Origin of the sequence: Tropicimonas omnivorans (genome assembly GCF_031846565.1) — a bacterium.
GTDB lineage: Bacteria > Pseudomonadota > Alphaproteobacteria > Rhodobacterales > Rhodobacteraceae > Tropicimonas_B > Tropicimonas_B omnivorans.
The window spans coordinates 572891-588415 of the sequence record NZ_JAVRHL010000003.1 but is presented as its reverse complement, the minus strand read 5'-3'; the positions used below and the strand labels follow the sequence as shown (position 1 = coordinate 588415).

General features: G+C 67.6%; 15 protein-coding genes and 1 pseudogene. 3 read left to right on the top strand and 13 right to left on the bottom strand.

Annotation, left to right across the window (positions count from 1 at the left end; all coding sequences use genetic code 11):
- Positions 1–77 precede the first annotated feature (77 nt).
- From nuoF to RM543_RS13340, 10 genes are all read right to left on the bottom strand, one after another.
- Positions 78–1373 carry an NADH-quinone oxidoreductase subunit NuoF gene (nuoF, locus tag RM543_RS13385; protein WP_311692452.1) on the bottom strand — a complete coding sequence of 432 codons (1296 nt, stop codon included), beginning with the start codon at positions 1371–1373 and terminating at the stop codon, positions 78–80.
- A gap of 37 nt (positions 1374–1410) precedes the next feature.
- Positions 1411–1647, bottom strand: coding sequence for a DUF5337 family protein (locus RM543_RS13380; protein WP_311692450.1), 237 nt, complete (start codon positions 1645–1647; stop codon positions 1411–1413).
- Positions 1647–2549 carry a helix-hairpin-helix domain-containing protein gene (locus tag RM543_RS13375; RefSeq protein ID WP_311692448.1) on the bottom strand — a complete coding sequence of 301 codons (903 nt, stop codon included), beginning with the start codon at positions 2547–2549 and terminating at the stop codon, positions 1647–1649. Before RM543_RS13375 ends, RM543_RS13380 begins: the two co-directional genes overlap by 1 nt.
- 58 nt (positions 2550–2607) lie before the next feature.
- The gene (locus RM543_RS13370) at positions 2608–4056 is read right to left on the bottom strand and encodes an NADH-quinone oxidoreductase subunit E (protein ID WP_311692446.1); all 1449 of its coding nucleotides are present in this window, start codon (positions 4054–4056) and stop codon (positions 2608–2610) included.
- Positions 4057–4126: 70 nt separating this feature from the next.
- The gene (locus tag RM543_RS13365; protein WP_311692444.1) at positions 4127–5341 is read right to left on the bottom strand and encodes an NADH-quinone oxidoreductase subunit D; all 1215 of its coding nucleotides are present in this window, start codon (positions 5339–5341) and stop codon (positions 4127–4129) included.
- Between the two features lie 72 nt (positions 5342–5413).
- Positions 5414–6022 carry an NADH-quinone oxidoreductase subunit C gene (locus RM543_RS13360; RefSeq protein WP_311692442.1) on the bottom strand — a complete coding sequence of 203 codons (609 nt, stop codon included), beginning with the start codon at positions 6020–6022 and terminating at the stop codon, positions 5414–5416.
- Between the two features lie 10 nt (positions 6023–6032).
- A complete protein-coding gene (locus RM543_RS13355) occupies positions 6033–6566 on the bottom strand; it encodes a NuoB/complex I 20 kDa subunit family protein (protein WP_311692440.1) in 534 nt (177 codons plus the stop codon).
- The gene (locus RM543_RS13350; RefSeq protein ID WP_116084033.1) at positions 6557–6922 is read right to left on the bottom strand and encodes an NADH-quinone oxidoreductase subunit A; all 366 of its coding nucleotides are present in this window, start codon (positions 6920–6922) and stop codon (positions 6557–6559) included. The genes RM543_RS13355 and RM543_RS13350 overlap by 10 nt, the downstream gene beginning before the upstream one ends.
- Positions 6923–7087: 165 nt before the next feature.
- Positions 7088–8269: an N-acetylmuramoyl-L-alanine amidase gene (locus RM543_RS13345; RefSeq protein WP_311692437.1), complete on the bottom strand. Its 1182-nt coding sequence runs from the start codon at positions 8267–8269 to the stop codon at positions 7088–7090.
- Positions 8270–8350: 81 nt separating this feature from the next.
- Positions 8351–9490, bottom strand: a complete 1140-nt coding sequence (locus tag RM543_RS13340) for a pyridoxal phosphate-dependent aminotransferase (protein WP_311692435.1) — start codon at positions 9488–9490, stop codon at positions 8351–8353.
- 202 nt (positions 9491–9692) lie between these two features.
- Here RM543_RS13340 and RM543_RS18990 point away from each other — a divergent pair.
- From RM543_RS18990 to RM543_RS13330, 3 genes and pseudogenes are all read left to right on the top strand, one after another.
- Positions 9693–9884 (top strand): annotated as a pseudogene (locus tag RM543_RS18990) (PAS domain-containing protein); the annotation flags it as partial.
- Between the two features lie 32 nt (positions 9885–9916).
- The gene (locus tag RM543_RS13335; protein ID WP_311692433.1) at positions 9917–11047 is read left to right on the top strand and encodes a sensor histidine kinase; all 1131 of its coding nucleotides are present in this window, start codon (positions 9917–9919) and stop codon (positions 11045–11047) included.
- Positions 11044–11427 carry a response regulator gene (locus RM543_RS13330; RefSeq protein ID WP_311692431.1) on the top strand — a complete coding sequence of 128 codons (384 nt, stop codon included), beginning with the start codon at positions 11044–11046 and terminating at the stop codon, positions 11425–11427. The genes RM543_RS13335 and RM543_RS13330 overlap by 4 nt, the downstream gene beginning before the upstream one ends.
- A gap of 18 nt (positions 11428–11445) precedes the next feature.
- Here the strand turns inward: RM543_RS13330 and ispG are convergent, their stop codons facing one another.
- The 3 genes from ispG to hemA form a co-directional block, all read right to left on the bottom strand.
- Positions 11446–12588 carry a flavodoxin-dependent (E)-4-hydroxy-3-methylbut-2-enyl-diphosphate synthase gene (gene ispG, locus RM543_RS13325; RefSeq protein WP_311692429.1) on the bottom strand — a complete coding sequence of 381 codons (1143 nt, stop codon included), beginning with the start codon at positions 12586–12588 and terminating at the stop codon, positions 11446–11448.
- A 102-nt stretch (positions 12589–12690) separates the two neighbouring features.
- Positions 12691–14031, bottom strand: a complete 1341-nt coding sequence (locus RM543_RS13320; protein ID WP_311692427.1) for a helix-turn-helix domain-containing protein — start codon at positions 14029–14031, stop codon at positions 12691–12693.
- Between the two features lie 116 nt (positions 14032–14147).
- Positions 14148–15383: a 5-aminolevulinate synthase gene (gene hemA / locus RM543_RS13315; protein WP_311692425.1), complete on the bottom strand. Its 1236-nt coding sequence runs from the start codon at positions 15381–15383 to the stop codon at positions 14148–14150.
- Positions 15384–15525: the final 142 nt, after the last annotated feature.

Sequence of the window (15525 nt, the reverse complement as noted above, 5' to 3'; positions counted from 1 at the left end):
CGGACAGAAAGGAGCCCGGGTCGCAGACGCGCCCGGGCTCTTCTCGTCGCATTCGCCGGGCCGCCGGCCCGCCGCGCCTATTCCGCCGCGATCGCCGGCGAGCGTCCCTTGCGCTTGTGCGCGATCCGGTCCTCGATCTCGTCCCGGAAGTGCCGGATGAGGCCCTGGATCGGCCAAGCCGCCGCGTCACCGAGCGCACAGATCGTGTGACCCTCGACCTGCTTGGTCACGTCGAGCAGCATGTCGATCTCGGCGGGTTCCGCCTCGCCCGTGACCAGGCGGTCCATGACCCGCATCATCCAGCCGGTGCCCTCGCGACACGGCGTGCACTGGCCGCAGCTCTCGTGCTTGTAGAACTTGGACAGGCGCCAGATCGCCTTGATGACGTCGCAGGACTGATCCATGACGATCACCGCTGCCGTGCCGAGGCCGGACTTCTGCTCCCTGAGCCAGTCGAAATCCATGATCGCCTCGCGGGCCGTCGCGCCCGGCAGGAGCGGCACGGACGCGCCGCCCGGAATCACCGCCTTGAGGTTGTCCCAGCCGCCGCGGATGCCGCCGCAATGGCGCTCGATCAGTTCCTCGAAGGAAATCGACATCTCCTCCTCGACAACGCAGGGCCGCTCGACATGCCCCGAGATCGCGAAGACCTTGGTGCCGGCGTTGTTCGGGCGGCCGAAGGAGGCGAACCACTCGCCGCCCCGGCGCAGGATCGTCGGCACGACCGCGATGCTCTCCACGTTGTTCACCGTGGTCGGGCAGCCATAGAGGCCCGCCCCCGCCGGGAAGGGCGGTTTCATCCGCGGCATGCCCTTGCGGCCCTCGAGACTTTCGAGGAGGGACGTTTCCTCGCCGCAGATATAGGCGCCCGCACCGTGGGTGAGGTAGAGGTCGAAATCCCAGCCGGATCCGGCCGCGTTCTTGCCAAGCAGACCCGCGTCATAGGCTTCGTCGATCGCCGCCTGAAGCGCCTCGCGCTCGCGGATGTACTCACCCCGGATGTAGATGTAGCAGTTGTTCGCCCCCATCGCGAAGGAGGCGATGAGGCAGCCCTCGATCAGCGTATGCGGATCGTGGCGCATGATCTCCCGGTCCTTGCAGGTGCCGGGTTCGGATTCGTCGGCATTGACCACGAGATAATGCGGCCGTCCGTCGCTTTCCTTCGGCATGAAGGACCACTTGAGACCGGTCGGGAAGCCCGCGCCTCCGCGGCCGCGCAGGCCGGAGGATTTCATCGTCTCGACGATCCAGTCGCGGCCCTTGCCGATCAGGTCGGCGGTATTGTCCCAGTGGCCCCGCGCCCGGGCCCCTTTGAGGGTGCGCTCGTGCATCCCGTAGAGGTTGGTGAAGATACGGTCTTCGTCCTTCAGCATCTCAGGCCTCTTTCTTCGATCGGCAGGCGGGCAAGGGTCATCCCCTGTCCCGCAGAATTTGAAACAGAACCGCCAGCGACCAGACGAACCCGGCCAGGGCGGCGAAGTAGAACAGCATCTCGTAGCGCGGCGCGAGGCCGGTGGTCGCGACGATCCAGGGCGCCAGGAGCGCGGCCAGTCCCGACAGCGCGATCACGACACCGGCCGAGCGACGCTTGGCGAGCGCCGCTCCGTCCGGCGCGGACCGATCCTCTTTCCGGCGCGGCTCCGTCATCAATCCTTCGCCTCGCCCGGTTCGGAGCTGTTGTCCACCCCGGTCGTCTCGCCTGACGCATCGTCCTCGGCAACAAGCAGGCGCGCCTGTCCGACCCAGTCGTCCCGGGACGCGCGTCCCCGGAAGGCTTCGATATGCTCGTCGACCCAGGCGACCTCGGCCGGCGTCCAGCCCGCGATCTGGTCGAGATGGTAGATCCCCTCGTCGTGCAGGATCGATTTCAGCTTCGGCCCTATACCCTTGATACGCAACAGATCGTCACCGCCACCCTCGCGCGGACCGTCGAGCCGCTCCGGAGCCTTGGCAGACGCGTCGCCCTTCGAGTCGGCCCCGGCTTCACCGCCCGTAGCGGCCGGGGCGGGTGCGGCTTCAGGCGCCGCCGCATCGGTGCGTGGCTTGCCGGATGCGGATTGGGCGGCCTCGCGCGGCGCAACTTCGGGCTCGCTCGCCGCGACATGGGCGCCCGCCTCGTCCGACGCTTCCTCGCTTGCGCTGCCTATCACGGCCCGCGGCGTGGAGCGAACTTCGGCCGCCGCACTCGTCTTCGAGCCCTGGCTCGTGGACACAGGGTCAGGCGCGCGGTCCGGACGAGCTTCAGTTGCGGCTTCAGGCGTCGGCTCGGCGTCGCGGCGCAGAGGCTCGGCCCCGCCGCTCGTCGCGGTGCCGTAGAGGCCGCCGGACACCCCGGGCACACCCAGATCGCCGACCGTCTTCAGCCAGCGCCGGCCCCAGAAGAGCATCCCGAAGAAGATCGCGACCATCGCGAGAATGCCGATCAGCAACCCGCCCAGGAACCCCGCTCCGGTCGTCGCCCAGGCCACGAGGAAGACGAAAAGCCCTCCCGCCGCCCCGATCTTGATCGCGCGGCGTTCGTCTTCTGGCGAGATGTTCGAGCCCAGCATCGGCGTGTACCCCCATAAGGACGCGGCCCTGGGGCCGCTTCCGGGAATTATAGCGCGGTCACGCCTCGCTGTCGCGTCCGGCGAGGAGATCGGACGCCTGCCCGGTCCAGTTCTCGCGCTCGACGCGGCCGGCGAAGTTCAGGTGATCGTCGATCCAGGCCATCTCCGCAGGCGTCCAGGCGGCGATCTGGTCGAGATGATAGATGCCGAACGCGTGGAGGCGTTTCTCGATGGTCGGGCCGATTCCGCCGATCTGCTTCAGATCATCGGCTTTGCCGTCCCGCGGGCCGTCGAGGCGGGGCGGCTCGGATCCCGTTGTCTCCGCGGCGGTCCCGGCTGCGGCTTTGCCGGCCGGCATGTCGCCCGCGACCGGGCTGTCCTCGGAGGGCGCGATGGCGGGATCGTCCTGCGCCGCGCGGGGACCGTCGCCGTAGCCCGTTCCCTCACCGCCGCCCTTGGACCCGAGGTCCTTCGCCGGACCGGCATCGTGGTCCTCGTCCGCATCATCCGTCTCGGGCGCTTCGCCGGCGCCTGCGTGACCGGGGCTGCCGATCTCTGCGCCGGAGGCGTCGCCATGGCCGGCGGCCTCACCCGGCTCGCCCGCTTCGGGACGGGCCGCTTCGGTCGCATCGGCTTCCTGCATGGTCACGCCGGTCTCATCGACGGGGGTGTCGGCGGCGGGCTTCGGTCCAGGCGTCTCACCGTCATCCGGCAGGCCGCCATCGCCGAGATTCGTGTCCCGAACGCCGCCGTCAGGCGCCGCGGCCTCACCCTGCGGCTGGATCTGCGAGCGGCCGCCCTTGTCCGTCCACGGCACGAGGAGCGGCACCTCGGTGCCGTCGATCCGTTTGACCGTGTCTCCGATGCGGGTGGCAAGATCGACGGAGGCATTGGTCTCCGCCCTGCCCTCTTCATGCGCCGCAAGGCTGGTGAGATTGCCCTTCGGCTCGGAAGAGAAACGACCGATCTGGGAGCCGGGCGTTGGAACCTTGCCGTCCCGCAGCTCCTCGATCATCTCGCCGAATCGCTCGGCGGTCAGGTCCTCGTAGTAATCCTTGCCGATCTGCGCCATCGGCGCGTTGGCGCAGGCGCCGAGGCACTCGACCTCCTCCCAGGAGAACTTGCCGTCTTCGGACAGCATGTGCGGCCGGGGCGCGATCTTTTCCTTGCAGACCGCCATCAGATCCTCGGCGCCGCAGATCATGCAGGACGTCGTGCCGCAGACCTGGACATGCGCCACCGACCCGGTCGGCTGGAGCTGGAACATGAAGTAGAAGGTGGCGACCTCGAGCGCGCGGATCCGCGCCATGCCCAGCATGTCGGCGACATGCTCGATCGCGGGCCGGGTCAGCCAGCCTTCCTGTTCCTGGGCGCGCCACAGCAGCGGGATGATCGCGCTGGCCTGGCGGCCTTCGGGAAACTTGGTGATCTGCGCTTCGGCCCAGGCGTGGTTCTCTGCCGAGAAGGCGAAGCTGTCGGGCTGTTCGGGATGGAGACGGCGGAGCATCGGGCCCTCGTATTGCTTTTTCTTCTCACGCAAGGTGCGCCCCGGCCGGGCCGGGACGACAGCGTGCGCTCTAGCGGTCCACCTCGCCGAAGACGATATCGAGCGTGCCGATGATCGCCGCGACGTCGGCAAGCTGGTGCCCGCGGGACAAATGGTCCATCGCCTGCATGTGCAGGTAGCCAGGAGCGCGGATCTTGGCGCGATAGGGCCGGTTGGTCCCGTCCGCGATGAGGTAGACGCCGAACTCGCCCTTGGGCGCCTCGACGGCGGCGTAGATCTCGCCGGCCGGGACGTGGAAGCCCTCGGTGTAGAGCTTGAAGTGATGGATCAGCGCTTCCATCGACGTCTTCATGTCGCTCCGGGTGGGCGGAGAGATCTTCCCGCGCGTCATCACGGGGCCCGGCTCGGCGCGTAGCTTCTCGCAGGCCTGCTTGATGATCTTCGTCGATTCGCGCATCTCCGCCATGCGGCAGAGGTAGCGGTCGTAGCAGTCGCCGTTCTTGCCGACGGGGATCTTGAAGTCGAATTCGTCGTAGCACTCGTAGGGCTGCGCCCGGCGAAGGTCCCAGGCGAGGCCGGAGCCGCGCACCATGACGCCGGACATGCCCCAGTCGAGCGCCTCCTGGCGGGAGACAACCGCGATATCGGCATTGCGCTGCTTGAAGATCCGGTTGTCTGTCAGAAGGCTGTCCAGGTCATCGACGATGCTCGGGAACGTCTCCGTCCATGCCTCGATGTCGTCGATCAGCTTCGGCGTGATGTCCTGGTGAACGCCGCCGGGACGGAAATACGCGGAGTGAAGCCGCGCGCCGCAGGCCCGCTCGTAGAAGGTCATCAGCGTCTCACGCTGCTCGAAGCCCCAGAGCGGCGGCGTCAGCGCGCCCACGTCCATCGCTTGCGTCGTCACGCCCAGAAGGTGGTTGAGAACGCGGCCGATCTCGCAGAACAGCACCCGGATCAGGCTCGCCCGGCGCGGCACCTCGGTGCCGGTCAGACGCTCGATCGCCAGGCACCACGCATGCTCCTGGTTCATCGGGCTGACATAGTCGAGGCGATCGAAGTAGGGCAGGTTCTGCAGGTAGGTCCGGCTCTCCATCAGCTTCTCGGTGCCGCGGTGAAGCAGCCCGATATGCGCATCGCAACGTTCGACGATTTCGCCGTCCAGTTCGAGAACTAGCCGCAGAACCCCGTGCGCCGCAGGGTGTTGCGGGCCGAAGTTGATGTTGAAGTTGCGGATCTGCTGCTCGCCGGTGAGGGCGTCTTCGAAACCTTTGGAGCCGTCCATGACGTCAAGCCTCCTGGAAGGCCGCGCGGTGCGCGGCTCGGGTCTGGTCGTGCTGGCAGGGCGCCGGACGCATCACGGCTTCTGCTCCGCCTTGTCGTCTCCGGGAAGGATGTAGTCGGCACCCTCCCACGGGCTCATGAAGTCGAACTGCCGATATTCCTGCACAAGCTTCACCGGCTCGTAGACCACGCGCTTCTGGCGATCGTCGTACCGCACCTCGGTATAGCCCGTCGTCGGAAAGTCCTTGCGCAGGGGGAAGCCACGGAAGCCGTAATCGGTGAGGATGCGGCGCAGGTCCGGGTGGCCCGAGAACAGCAGGCCGAACATGTCGAAGATCTCGCGCTCGAACCAGTTGGACGCCGGGAAGACCGACACGATCGAGGGGATCAGGTCATCCTCCCGGGCAGCGGCCTTGATCCGGATGCGCTGGTTCCGCGTCATCGACAGGAAGTGGTAGATCACGTCGAACCGGCGGTCCCGCGCGGGGTAATCCGCAGCGGTGATGTCCACCAGCGTGGTGAAGGCGCAGCTGGAATCGTCCCGCAGGAATTCGGTCAGGCCCCGCAGCGTCGGCAGCGAGGCGGTCAGCGTCAGTTCGCCATGGGAGACTGTCCAGCCGGAGATGCAATCCGGGCGGGCCTTCTCGATATGGCTGCCGAGCTCGTTGAGGGCGTCGCTCATTGCGGATCCTTCAGCGTATGATGGTGCCCGTGCGGCGGATCTTCCTCTGAAGCTGCAGAACGCCATAGAGCGTCGCTTCCGCCGTCGGCGGGCAGCCGGGGACATAGATGTCCACCGGGATGATCCGGTCGCAGCCACGGACGACGGAGTAGCTGTAATGGTAGTACCCGCCGCCATTGGCGCAGGACCCCATCGACATTACGTAGCGCGGCTCCGGCATCTGGTCGTAGACCTTGCGCAGGGCGGGCGCCATCTTGTTGGTCAGCGTGCCAGCGACGATCATCAGGTCCGACTGGCGCGGCGAGGCGCGCGGCGCGGCGCCGAAGCGCTCCACGTCGTAGCGCGGCATGGACATCTGCATCATCTCGATCGCGCAGCAGGCCAGGCCGAACGTCATCCAGTGCAGCGAGCCGGTGCGCGCCCAGTTGATGATGTCCGCGGTCGAGGTGACGAGAAAGCCCTTGTCCTGCAGCTCCCGGTTCAGGGTCTGCGTGGCGACCTCCTTGTCGGGACCGGCGTCGTATGCGGCGGTGCTCACTCCCATTCGAGTGCCCCCTTCTTCCATTCGTAGGCGAAGCCGATCGTCAGGACCCCAAGGAACACGATCATCGACCAGAAGGCCGTCATCGAGATGTACTGGAACGCCACGGCCCAGGGGAACAGGAACGCCACTTCGAGATCGAAGATGATGAACAGGATCGAGACGAGGTAGAACCGCACGTCGAACTTCATCCGCGCATCGTCGAAGGCGTTGAACCCGCATTCGTAGGCGCTGACCTTCTCGGGATCGGGGTGCCGCACCGCGAGCACGAGGCCGGCGAGGATGAGCACGACGCCGAGGCCGATCGCCAGCGCCAGGAAGATGAGAATGGGCAGATAGTCGCTGAGAAGAGCGTCCATGGGGTGCCTCGGATGGGTGCCTTGCCAGAGCTACCTATCCCCGGCCCGTCTGGTGGTCAACAACGCCCCGCCCCGCTCGGCCACCACGATGGCGCGAGGGAAGGCGAGGACGCGGCACGCCCGGCCCCTCCGCGCGGCCCGTGCGTCCATCGCCTGGAGGGCGCCTCAGCCGGGTTGCCGGGATGCGGCCTCTGCCATCCAGTCCGAGAGGCCGGAGACGATGGCGGCGGCCATTCGCGCGCGCCACTCGTCCGATTGAAGCTTCCGAAGCTCGCTCTGGCTGGAAATGAAGCCGACCTCGATGAGGGCCGAGGGGATGTCCGGCGCCTTGAGGACGGAGAAGCCCGCCTCCTCCCGCGGGCGCTTGTGCGGCTGGATGCCGGCACCCTGAATCGCGGCGACGAGGTGATCGGCGAGCGCATCCGAGCGCGGCGCCGTGTCGCGGCGGGCCATCTCGATCAGAAGGTGCGCGACGACATCGTCGTGACCGGCGAGATCGACACCGCCGAGAAGGTCGTCCCTGGCGTGCCGCTCGGCAAGCTGGCGGGTCGCGCGGGAGGAGGCCTCGTCCGCGAGGGTATAGACCTGCGCGCCCCGCGCCACGCCCTCCGGCACCGCGTCGGCATGGAGGGACAGGAACGCGGCGGCGCCGGCCTGTCGCGCCACGTCGATCCGGGCCTCGAGCGAGACGAACATGTCGGCCTCGCGCGTGAGGACGACGTCCCACTCCCCGGTCCTGAGGAGCGCCTCGCGCAATTCCCGCGCAAAACGGAGCATCAGGTCCGCCTCGTGGACGTGATCGCGGACGGCGCCGGGATCGACGCCGCCATGGCCGGGATCGAGAACGATGACGGGTCTGCGTGGCCCGGTGGTCGCCGCCTGAGAAGGCGCGGCCGCGGCGGGGGAGACGCCTTCGGCCTCTTTCAGGGTCACCTCGATGCGCGCGCGACCGCCCTCGCCCCCCGTCGTCATGCCGGCTTCGGACACGGCAAGGGGGCGGGACAGATCGAAGACGAGTCGCGTCCAGCCGCCACTCGCCTCACCGGCCCGCGGCGCCCCGAACGGATCCGAGACCGCAAGCTCCGGCAGGCGCGAAAGGTCCAGCGTCTTCAGATCGAGCACGAGGCGCGGCGGCGCGTCCAACATCTCCACCCGCCACGGCACCGGCCGGTCGAGCGCGAGGGCAAGGACGGGGCCCTGCCGGGTTTCCTCGGCGGCGGAGGCGGCGGGATCGAGGCGCGCGGCGGCGGACAGGTCCTGCTGTGCGGCAAGGGGCACCGCACCTAGGACCGCCACGAGGGCCGCGGCTGCGAGGCAGGCGGCGCGCAGAAGATGGATGGCTCTCATGTCTCACTCGGGGGCCTGCTCGGGATCGGCCACCACTCCCGGAGCCGTCGATACCAGAGGCCGGCGATCCGGGGAACAGTCTCAGCGGCGGGACATGAACTCCGTCAGCCTCTCCAGCCCCTCCGTGATATCCGCGGTGGACCGGGCATAGGAGAACCGCAGGGTCCGCCTGCCCCGGGCTGGGTCGAAGTCGAGCCCGGGCGTCACCGCCACCCCTGCCCGGTCCAGCACCTCGCCCGCGAAGGCGAGGCTGTCCTCCGAGATCCCATCGAGGCCGGCATAGACATAGAAGGCCCCGTCCGGCGGAGCGAAGTCGGTGAAGCCCGCCTTCGGCAGTCCCTCCAGCAAGAGCGCCCGGTTCGCGGCGTAGACCCCGACATTGCGGTCCAGCTCCTCGGTGCAGTCCATCGCCGCGAGCGCCGCGACCTGGCTGGCATGGGTCGTGCAGATGAAGAGGTTCTGCGCCAGCCGCTCGTAGCGGCGCACCTCTGCCTCCGGGACGACGAGCCAGCCGATGCGCCAGCCGGTCATGGAGAAGTACTTGGAGAAGGAGTTCACGATGATGGCGTCCGGGTCGACCTCGAGCGCGCTGATCGCGCGGCCCTCGTACTGGATGCCATGATAGATCTCGTCGGCAATGAGCGCGGTGCCGGTCTCGCGGCACCGTTCCGCCAGGGCGCCAAGCGCGACGCGGTCGAGCATGGTCCCCGACGGGTTCGAGGGCGAGGCGAGAATCAGGCCGGCCAGACCCGGCGGCACGTCGTCCGGAACAGGCTGGTAGCGGGCCTCGGGGGCCGTCGGCAAGCCGACGGGCTGGAGCGACAGGGCGCGCAGGATCTGCCTGTAGGACGGATATCCCGGCAGGCCGAGACCGACCTTCTCCCCCGCCTCGAACAGCGCCGTGAACGCCAGGATGAAGGCGCCCGAGGCTCCGGGGGTCACGATGACGCGAGCCGGATCGAGATCGATTCCGTACCACTGGGCATAGAGCCGGGCGATCCGCGCCCTGAGCTCCGGCAGGCCGAGCGCGACGGTATATCCGAGCGGGCCCGCCTCCATCGCCGCCGCGACCGCGTCCCTGGCGCCCTTCGGCGCGCCGGTGCCGGGCTGTCCGACCTCCATGTGCACGATGCGTCGCCCTGCGGCCTCGGCGGCGCGGGCCCGTTCCATCACGTCCATGACGATGAAGGGATCGACATCGCCGCGCGCTGATCGTCTCATGTTATGAAATCCTCGTGATCGTATCGGGCCTCGCCTGCCCTAGACTCCCGGCCGGAGGCGGGCAATGAAAACGACAAATCACGGGCTTGAGGCGCGCTTCAAGTTCGCTACCATCGCATAGGTTGTTCCCGTAGGGAGGGTACACGTTTTGACGGCGACGCAAGCTCGCAGCTCCGAGTGGGATGCGGTTCGGTGGCGGCAGGTGATCGACGGGCTCGTCGCCTTCGTGGCCGTCCTCGATGCCGAGGGTCGTCTCAAGGATGTCGATCGCGAGGCCCTCGCCCAAGGTGGCCTCGACCGCGAAGACGTCCTCGGGCAACCGTTCTGGGACACGTACTGGTTCAATCACGACGCTACGCTCGTGGAGCAGGTTCACTCCGCCATCGAACGCTCCCGCTCCGGAAAGAACGCTCCCGCTCCGGAAAGGTGGTGCGCTTCGAGGTCACGGTGCGCACGCAATCGGGCGATCTGCCCCTGCGCTGTCAGACCGCGCCCATCCTGGACGAAGCCGGGCTCGTCGCCGAATTCGTCGTCTCCGCGGTGGACGTGAGCGACGAACTCATCGCCCGTCAGAGCGCCCATGACCATGGCGAACGGCTCGCCTTCGCGCTGGACGCGGCGCGGTGCGGGACCTTCGAGTGGAATACCGATACCGGGGAAATACTGACCGATGACGCGGTCCTGGAGATGTACGGGTTCGGGAAGCCGGTAAACCGCATCGAAGCGTTCCTGGACCAGATCCATCCCACGGACCTATCCAAGGTTCAGCACGCGGTCCGTCTCGCCGTCGAGGATGGGATTACCTTCGATCTGCGCTTCCGCATCGGCAAGGGGGTTCGGCCCCGGTGGCTCCACGGCCGCGGCCGCGTCATGGAGCGCGACAACGGCGCCAAATGGCTCTTCGGCCTCAATCTCGACATTACCGAGGAGATGGAGCGACGCGAACGCCTGGCCTTTCTCAACCGGGAGCTCAATCACCGGGTGAAGAACCTCTTCTCGATCCTCTCCGGCATCGTGCGGATGACGGCACGCGAGGATGACGGGACCGAGGCCCTCGTCGACCGGATCACCGACAGGATCGAGGCCCTTTCGGCAGCCTACACGATCGGCATGGAAGCCGGGCAGCTCCAGCCGGTTCGGATCGAGGCGTTGCTCGACCGCATCCTTCTGCCCTACGGCCGGGAATACCAGACCTGCCGGTCCGGGCTTCCCGTTCTCATCCCGAGCGAGGCGGTCCCGCCCCTCGGCATGATCCTCAACGAGATGGCGACGAATGCCCAGAAACACGGCGCCTGGTCGGTGCCAGACGGTATGCTCGATATCGCCTGGCAGCGTCAGCCCCCCGTCGAGGAGGGCGGTCCCCAGTGGCTTCAGATCGACTGGACCGAGCGGGGAGGTCCGCACCGGCGGGACGCGTCCATGGGCTTCGGCACCCAGCTCGTCCGCGCCTGCACGGCCCAGCTCGACGGCGAGATAGAACGCAACCGCTCCGAGGATCAGGTGCACATGCAGCTGAGGATGCCGCTCGTGGACGCGCGCCGCGAGGGTGGATCGTGACAGAAATCAACGAAGCCGACCCCAGCATCCTCGTCGGTCGCACCATCTTTCTGGTGGAGGATCAGGCGATCATTGCGCTGGAACTGCAGTACGAACTGGAAAGTGCCGGGGCTCGCGTCGTCGGGCCGGCCCACACGCTGGCCAAGGCGGAGGGATTCGCGAGGCGCGGTCGCATCGACGCCGCGATCCTCGACATGGACCTGCGCGGAGAGGATTCGGACCCCGTGGCGGAGATCCTGACCAAGCGAAACATCCCGTTCCTGATCCATACGGGCCACGGCGAAGAGACCGACCTCGATGCCCGCTACCCGGGGGTGCCGGTCCTCGTGAAGCCGGTCAGGTCGAAGCAGCTTCTGCGGATCCTCGCCGGGCTGCTCTGAGGCGGCCGGCGCGCGGCCTTACTCGGCCGCGGTCGCCGAAGCGATCTCCTCGGCCTCCCGCGCGTCGATCTCCGCAGCCTTCGCCTCCACCTGCTCGACGATGTGGTCGATCATCTGGTCGTTCGACATGCGGTGGCTCTGCTTGCCGGCGAGATAGACCATGCCGTTCCCGGCGCCGCCGCCGGTGAACCCGACATCGGTCAGGAGCGCCTCGCCCGGGCCGTTCACCACACACCCGATGATGGACAGGGACATCGGCGTCTTGATGTGCTCCAGCCGGTGCTCGAGTTCGCTCACCGTCTTGATCACGTCGAATCCCTGGCGCGCACAGGACGGACAGGAAATGATGTTCACACCGCGATGACGCAGGCCCAGGGATTTCAGGATCTCGAAGCCGACCTTGATCTCCTCCACCGGATCGGCGGAGAGCGAGACGCGGATCGTGTCGCCGATCCCCATCCACAAAAGGTTGCCAAGGCCGATGGCGCTCTTGATCGTCCCGGAGACGAGCCCGCCCGCCTCGGTGATGCCGAGGTGGATCGGCGCATCCGTCGCCTCGGCGATGCCCTGATAGGCCGCAGCGGCGAGGAAGACATCGGACGCCTTCACGCTGATCTTGTACTCGTGGAAATCGTGATCCTCGAGGATGCGGATGTGGTCGAGCGCACTCTCGACCATCGCCTCGGGACACGGCTCGCCGTATTTCTCGAGCAGATGCCGCTCGAGGCTCCCGGCATTGACGCCAATCCGGATGGAGCACCCGTGATCCTTCGCCGCGTTCACCACCTCGCGAACCCGCTCGGGGGCGCCGATGTTGCCGGGGTTGATCCTGAGGCAGGCGGCACCCGCCTCTGCCGCCTCGATGCCGCGGCGATAATGGAAGTGGATATCGGCGACGATGGGAACCGGGCTCTCCGCCACGATCTCCTTGAGCGCCTTGGAGGAGGCTTCGTCGGGCACTGAGACCCGCACGATGTCGGCGCCCGCCTCCGCCGCGGCTTGGATCTGTGCGACGGTGCCGGCCACGTCGGTGGTCAGCGTGTTGGTCATCGTCTGGACGGAGATCGGGGCGTCCCCCCCGACCTTCACGTTTCCGACGGAGATCTGGCGGCTCTTCCGTCGCTCGATGCTGCGCCAGGGGCGGACCTGATCGGGTGTCATGGGATGTGACCTGCCTTTCGGGGCTGTCTGGATCGCTCTTGGCGAGGACATAAGTCCCCCGCCGGGGACAGGCAACGGCGGAGCCCCGGATTGGGCGCGGGATCAGTCGACCGCGGTGCCGCTCTGCCCCGGAAGCTCGGGCGCGAGGGCCGCCTCGGCCACGCGCACCGCCTCCACGGCGTCGCCGCCCTGGGCGGGATCGACGGCGGCGAATTCGGTGGTGAGCTGCGGCGAAGCCAGCGCGATCTTGTCCACCACCGCGCCGTTTGCGCCCGCCGGGCCGTAGGTCTGACCGTTCACCGCGAAGAAGACCGCCCCGGCAGCGCCCGCGCGGAGCGTCGGGGCTTCCTCTGTTTGCGGAACCACCCACGAATCGCCGGCCGCCATCGTCCTTTCGTAGAGCACCGAGCCGTCCGCCGCCCGCACACGCACCCAGGCAGGACGCACGGCCAGAAGGACCACCTCGGGCAGCCCTTCGGCGGTCACGCGCGGCGTGGCCGCGCCGTCGATGCCCTGCCCCACCGCTTCGCCGACGGCGGCCGCGATCGCGTCCGCCGTGCTGAGAGCGGGGCCGACATTGGCAAGCCGGTCGACGCTCCGGGGCTCCGCGCCGGCCGCAGGGTTCGGGCCCATCTGCGCCGCGACCTCGGTATTCTGGGAGACGGGCTGGAATTCGCCGGGATCGAGCGCCGCGATGGGACCGTCACGGGCAACCATGACCGGCACGTCCAACGCCTCGGGGCGATAGAGCCGGTTGAGCGCGTCGGGCGTGGACGCGGCGACGCCGGCGAACTGGGGCGCGTCGTCCTCGCTCTGAACCATGCTGCGCTGCGCCTGCGCCACCGGATCGACCTCGGCGACGACGTCGGGGGAGCTGTCGACCGGCGTCATCTGCACCCGTTGGACTTCCTTCAGCACCGACCAGCCGCCAAAGCCGATGGCGCCGATCAGCGCGAAGAGGACGAGCGTGGAGCCGATCGCCCGGGGCTCCACGCCCGTGAAGGCGGAGGAACCACTCGGCGCGAAGGACACGCGGGGCGATGCCAGGGGATCGCGGCCCGCCATGTCCGCCGGTGCAATTTTCGGCGCGCTGCGCGGCGTGCCCGGCGTGCCGGGCTTGTCGAGGGCGCTGGTGGTCTGGAAGCCGGCTTCCCGGCAGAAGGTCGCGAAGGCCCATTCGGGATCGAGACCGAGGTAGCGCGAGTAGGAGCGGACGTAGCCGGCGATGAAGCCCTGCGTCTCGAACGCATCGGTGTCGGCGTTCTCTATCGCGGCGATATAGGTCGCCTTGATCTTGAGCTCGCGCTGCACGTCGAGCAGCGACTTTCCCAACGTCGCCCGTTCTCCGCGCATGACATCGCCGAGCTTCAGGTCAAAATCGTCAAATCCCACAGGCAGCACGTCCTGCGTGTCCACCTTGGGCGAAGTCCTGCGCCCGATCATCTGCCCGATCCCGTTCGTGCCACGTCCTGTCCCACGGGCCTGACGAGCGAACGACTCACCGGCCCTTTAACCCGACGCTAACATCTGTTCCGAACCCGCGCGATGCGGAATGAGATTCAGGCCGACAATTCGGCGCGATTCAGCGCACAATGGGACCAGAGACCGTCCATGGCGCGCACGAGTGCATCGATCATACGCGGATCGTGAACGGGAGACGGCGTGAAGCGGAGCCGCTCGGTCCCGCGGGGCACGGTGGGGAAGTTGATCGGCTGCACGTAGATGCCGTGATCCTCGAGCAGACGGTCCGAAATCTTCTTGGTGTGGATCGGGTTTCCGACGATCACGGGCACGATGTGGGAGCCGTGATCGATGATCGGCATTCCAAGACCCTTCAGACGCATCTTGAGGATCCGCGCGACGGTCTGATGCTGATCGCGGAGCGACTGGTCCGTCTTCAGATGCCGGACCGACGCCGCGGCGGCGGCGGCGACGGAGGGCGGGAGCGACGTGGTGAAGATGAAGCCGGGCGCATAGGAGCGAATGGCGTCGCAGAGCTTGGCGGAGGTGGCGATATAGCCGCCCATCACGCCGTAGGCCTTGGCCAGCGTGCCGTTGACGATGTCGATCCGGTGAACATTGCGATCCCGTTCCGTCACGCCGCCGCCGCGGGGGCCGTACATCCCGACGGCGTGGACCTCGTCGATATAGGTGAGGGCGCCGAATTCCTCGGCCAGGTCGCAGATCGCGTCGATGGGGCCGAAATCGCCATCCATCGAATAGACCGATTCGAAGGCGATGAGCTTCGGCGTCTCCCTCGGCAGCTCCTCCAGAAGCTGGCGCAGATGCGCCACGTCATTGTGCCGGAAGATCCGCTTCGCCCCGCCGTTGCGGCGGATCCCCTCGATCATGCTGGCATGGTTCAGCTCGTCCGACAGGATGACGAGGCCGGGCAGCAACTTCGGCAGGGTCGATAGCGTCGCGTCGTTGGCGATGTAGGCCGACGTGAAGACGAGGGCTGCCTCCTTGTGGTGAAGGTCGGCAATCTCCGCCTCGAGCTCCTTGTGATAGACCGTCGTCCCCGAGATGTTCCGCGTGCCGCCGGAGCCTGCGCCCGCGGCATCAACAGCGTCGTGCATCGCATCGAGGACCACCGGATGCTGCCCCATGCCGAGATAGTCGTTGCCGCACCACACCGTGATCGGGCGCTCGGATCCGTCGGGACGGCGCCACGTTGCGTGCGGGAAGTTCCCCCGGCGGCGCTCGATGTCGTGGAAGACGCGATACCGGCCCTCCTCATGGAGACGATCGAGGGCCGCGTCGATCGCGGTGTCGTAGCGAGCTTGGTCCGTCACGGGAAACTTCCTTGTCGTATCCTTGCTGGCAGGCCGGGCCTGCTCTGGCGCGTGTATCCTACATACGGATCATGCCGCGCCTTGATATGGAACAAATTGACGCTCACGCCAGCCAACCTGCTCCGAACTTCTGAACAATTCG